This window comes from Arthrobacter sp. 2YAF22_2, assembly GCF_052114645.1.
In the GTDB taxonomy this organism is placed as follows: domain Bacteria; phylum Actinomycetota; class Actinomycetes; order Actinomycetales; family Micrococcaceae; genus Arthrobacter.
This window is the reverse complement of sequence record NZ_JBFRFD010000422.1, coordinates 1-3,353: the sequence shown is the minus strand read 5'-3', so window position 1 is coordinate 3,353 and position 3,353 is coordinate 1. Positions and strand designations below refer to the sequence as shown.

The following is a 3,353-nucleotide window of genomic DNA, read 5'->3' as shown; positions in this document are numbered from 1 at the left end:
CCGTTATGAGCCCTCAAAAGGGCCGGTTCGGAGCAGTGGATGTGTTACGTGGGCCGAAAGCGACGGGCAGCTGTCTGCCTCGGCTCGCCTCGCCCGGACGGCGTTGCTAGGCTGGCAGCAAGGCCCGTTCCGGCGGCCTCCGGACGACGGTTCAGTACCCGGCACGCGACAAGACTGGCCAAAGGATCCGTCATGTCTTGGTTAATCCTCGTCCTCTCCGGAGCACTCGAAGCTGTTTGGGCGGCCGCGCTGCACCGAACCGCCCAAGCCAGGGGCCTCCGCCGGCTGGTCCCGGCCCTCGTCTTCCTAATTTCCGTCACGGCGAGCACGGGCGGCCTCGCCATCGCCATGCGGTCCATCCCGACCGGAACCGCTTATGCCGTGTGGGTGGGGGTCGGCGTCGTCCTGACCTCCGGCTACGCGATGATCGCCAAAGTCGAGCGCGCCACCACAGCGCGGATCCTGTTGCTCACCGGAATCGCGGCCTGCGTGGCCGGCCTGAAGTTGGTGGCGTGACCATGAAGTCAGTCGCAACGTCCTGGACCATACTGCTGGGATCCGCCGTGCTGGAGGCCGTCTGGGCCACCGCCTTGGGCCAATCGGACGGATTTTCGCGGCGCTGGCCCACTGCCGTGTTTGCCGTCACCGCGGTGCTCAGCCTGGCCGGGCTCGGCCTTGCCGTGAAGCGCATCCCACTCGGGACCGCCTACGCCGTCTGGGTCGGGATCGGAGCTGCCCTGACGGTCGGCTGGGCGATGGGCACCGGCGTCGAACCGGCCAGCCCGCTGAAGCTGCTGCTGATCGCCGGGATCGTGGGCTGCGCGGCGGGGCTGAAGCTGTTGCCGCCGTCGAACGCAGAGCCTGGTGCCCGGGAGCCGGCCGCCCCCCCGGAGTCTCCCCAGCTTTGAGGGACGACGACGGCGTGTCCTCCGGGACGCGCCGTCGTACCCGCCATTCAAGATCCAAAGGTGGGGAGCCTCCCCGGCGCCCCTGAAAGAAGATTCGGAATAGCCGCCGGCCAGCCGGAGTTCTTGGCAGGGACGGCACCATTCCGGCAGCGATAGGAGACCCAAGATGACGGCAGCACCAGTCCAGCTCGGCGACGGCCTCAGTGTCAGCCCGCTCGGGTTCGGCGGCATGGCCCTGACCCCGGTCTACGGGGACGTGGATCCGGCCGAGGCGCTGGCAACCCTGCACCATGCGGTGGATGCCGGCGTCAGCTTCATCGACACGGCGGACATCTACGGCGGCGGCAACAACGAAGAGCTGATCGCACGGCTGCTCAGGGAACGCCGCGGCGAGGTGCAGCTGGCCACCAAGTTCGGCCTGGTGGGGACACCGGCGACCGGCTATTCGGACATCCGGGGCGACGCCGGCTACGTGCGGCAGGCCGTTGACCGGAGCCTGAAGCGTCTGGGCACCGACACCATTGACCTGTACTACATGCACCGCCGCGACCTCCGCGTTCCGATTGTGGAAACCGTGGAGGCCATGGCGGCGCTGGTGCAGGCCGGCAAGGTGCGGCACCTTGGCCTGTCCGAAGTGACGGCCGCGGAGCTCCGGGAGGCCAGCAGCATCCACCCGATCGCCGCAGTCCAGAGCGAATGGTCCATCTGGAGCCGCGACGTGGAACGTAACGTCGTTCCGGCGGCCGCCGAACTGGGCGTGGGGTTTGTGCCCTACTCGCCGCTGGGCCGGGGATTCCTCACCGGCACTGTCGACGCCTCGAAGCTGGGCAGCAACGACTTCCGCCGCAACATCCCCCGCTTCGCCGAATCCGCGCTGGACGCCAACCAAGCCGTGGTCGCCGCGGTCCAGACGGTCGCCACCGAGCTCAGCAGTCCCGGACACACCGCGACGCCGGCCCAGGTGGCTCTCGCCTGGCTGCTCGCCCAGGGCAGCAGGATGGGACTGACTGTGGTTCCCATCCCGGGCACGCGCAAGGCGGCCCGGATCGATGAAAACCTGGGCGCCCTGGCGCTTAACCTGACCCCGACGCAACTTGAGACGCTCGACGCCGCGGCGGACGCCGTCGTCGGTTCCCGCTCCGCTAACCCGAACTGGGTCTCACAGGGCCGTGAATAGCTCGTCCTAGACTGAAGCCCATGGACTCACTCATTCACTCGCTCCGTGACATCACCATCCGCCGGATTTCGGTCAGCGAGATGGACAACAACGTGTACCTGCTGACGGCAAAGGCTTCCGGCGCGCAGCTCCTGATTGATGCGGCCGACGACCTGTCCGCCATCGAAGGGCTGCTCGCCGACGCCGCCGCGGATACCGCCGCGACGCCGAAGCTGGCCCTGGTCGCCACCACACACCAGCACTGGGACCACGTCCGCGCGCTGCCTGGCCTGGTGGAGGCCACCGGCGTGAAAACTGCGGCCGGGACAGACGATGCCCCGGAACTTCCGGTGCCGGTCGATGTCCTGCTGGATCACGGGGACGTCGGCAACTTCGACGGCTTCGACGTGACGGCTGTCCATCTGCGCGGACACACCCCGGGTTCGATCGCCCTCGTGTACCAAGATCCGGACGGCCCGGCGCACATCTTCTCCGGGGACTCGCTGTTTCCCGGCGGCGTGGGCAACACCCAGAAGGATCCGGAACGGTTTGCCCAGCTGATCACCGATGTGAGCGAGCGGCTGTTCGACGTGTATCCGGATGACACCGTGGTGCACCCGGGCCACGGGAAACCGACCACCCTGGGTGCGGAACGCCCGCACCTGGCGGAGTGGCGCGCCCGCGGCTGGTAAGCCCAAAAACCTCATCGAGTGCTCCGTAAACGCCCTTATGAACCTTCTAAAGGGCGTTTTCGGAGCACTCGATGGTGGAACGGTTGGGGATTAGCGGCTGCGACGTTCGTTCGACGCCGGTGCGGAAGCCCGGCGGGGTCCGCCACTGCGTGCCGGACGACCTTCGCCGGATCGGCCGTTGCCGCCGCCTGCGTAGGACCCGCCCGAAGTTCCGCCGGTGTTGGATGACCAGACCGGCGAATTCGCGCCGCCCTTGGTTCCACCGGACTTGGCCCCGGCAGCTGCACGCTGGCCCGTTGCCGGGCGGCCGCCACGCTGGCCGCCGGTTGCGCCACCCGTGCGGGGGGCACCCCCGGTGCGGGGTGCGCCGCTGCGGGGAGCCGAGGCGCCCCGGGCGTCGCTGCGCCCCTCCGAGGCGCGTCCGTCTGAACCACGGCCGGCCGCGGCGCGGCCGCCTGAAGCCGGAACATCGTTGCGGTGGGTGCCATACGAGGTTGAGCGGGCGCGGACGCTGCGGCGCTCGGCGCGCTCGGCATCCTGCCGGTCCTCGTTGCGTTCGATGACGCGCTCGGCGGCGTTGCGGGCAGCGGCCTGGCC

General features: G+C 69.1%; 4 protein-coding genes, 1 pseudogene and 1 riboswitch. Of the genes and pseudogenes, 4 read left to right on the top strand and 1 reads right to left on the bottom strand.

The window, feature by feature from the left end; genetic code table 11:
- The first annotated feature begins 117 nt into the window (after positions 1-117).
- Positions 118-183: riboswitch (guanidine-III (ykkC-III) riboswitch) on the top strand.
- Between the two features lie 9 nt (positions 184-192).
- The 4 genes from AB4Y86_RS15210 (at position 193) to AB4Y86_RS15195 (ending at position 2,756) form a co-directional block, all read left to right on the top strand.
- Positions 193-516, top strand: a complete 324-nt coding sequence (locus tag AB4Y86_RS15210) for a DMT family transporter (RefSeq protein ID WP_441403028.1) — start codon at positions 193-195, stop codon at positions 514-516.
- Positions 517-518: 2 nt separating this feature from the next.
- Complete coding sequence (locus AB4Y86_RS15205; protein WP_441403029.1) at positions 519-908, top strand: DMT family transporter; 390 nt, start codon at positions 519-521, stop codon at positions 906-908.
- A gap of 166 nt (positions 909-1,074) precedes the next feature.
- Positions 1,075-2,085 (top strand): aldo/keto reductase, encoded by a 1,011-nt coding sequence (locus AB4Y86_RS15200; RefSeq protein WP_441403027.1) that lies wholly within the window; start codon positions 1,075-1,077, stop codon positions 2,083-2,085.
- Between the two features lie 20 nt (positions 2,086-2,105).
- Positions 2,106-2,756, top strand: a complete 651-nt coding sequence (locus tag AB4Y86_RS15195) for an MBL fold metallo-hydrolase (RefSeq protein ID WP_441403026.1) — start codon at positions 2,106-2,108, stop codon at positions 2,754-2,756.
- A gap of 90 nt (positions 2,757-2,846) precedes the next feature.
- Here the strand turns inward: AB4Y86_RS15195 and AB4Y86_RS15190 are convergent.
- A pseudogene (locus AB4Y86_RS15190) lies at positions 2,847-3,353 on the bottom strand (DEAD/DEAH box helicase); the annotation flags it as partial.

What these genes read in the sequence shown, in the direction of transcription:
- AB4Y86_RS15195 (WP_441403026.1), top strand. Translation starts at nt 2,106, where the DNA reads ATGGACTCACTCATTCACTCGCTCCGTGACATCACCATCCGCCGGATT.
- AB4Y86_RS15210 (WP_441403028.1), top strand. Translation starts at nt 193, where the DNA reads ATGTCTTGGTTAATCCTCGTCCTCTCCGGAGCACTCGAAGCTGTTTGG.
- AB4Y86_RS15200 (WP_441403027.1), top strand. Translation starts at nt 1,075, where the DNA reads ATGACGGCAGCACCAGTCCAGCTCGGCGACGGCCTCAGTGTCAGCCCG.
- AB4Y86_RS15205 (WP_441403029.1), top strand. Translation starts at nt 519, where the DNA reads ATGAAGTCAGTCGCAACGTCCTGGACCATACTGCTGGGATCCGCCGTG.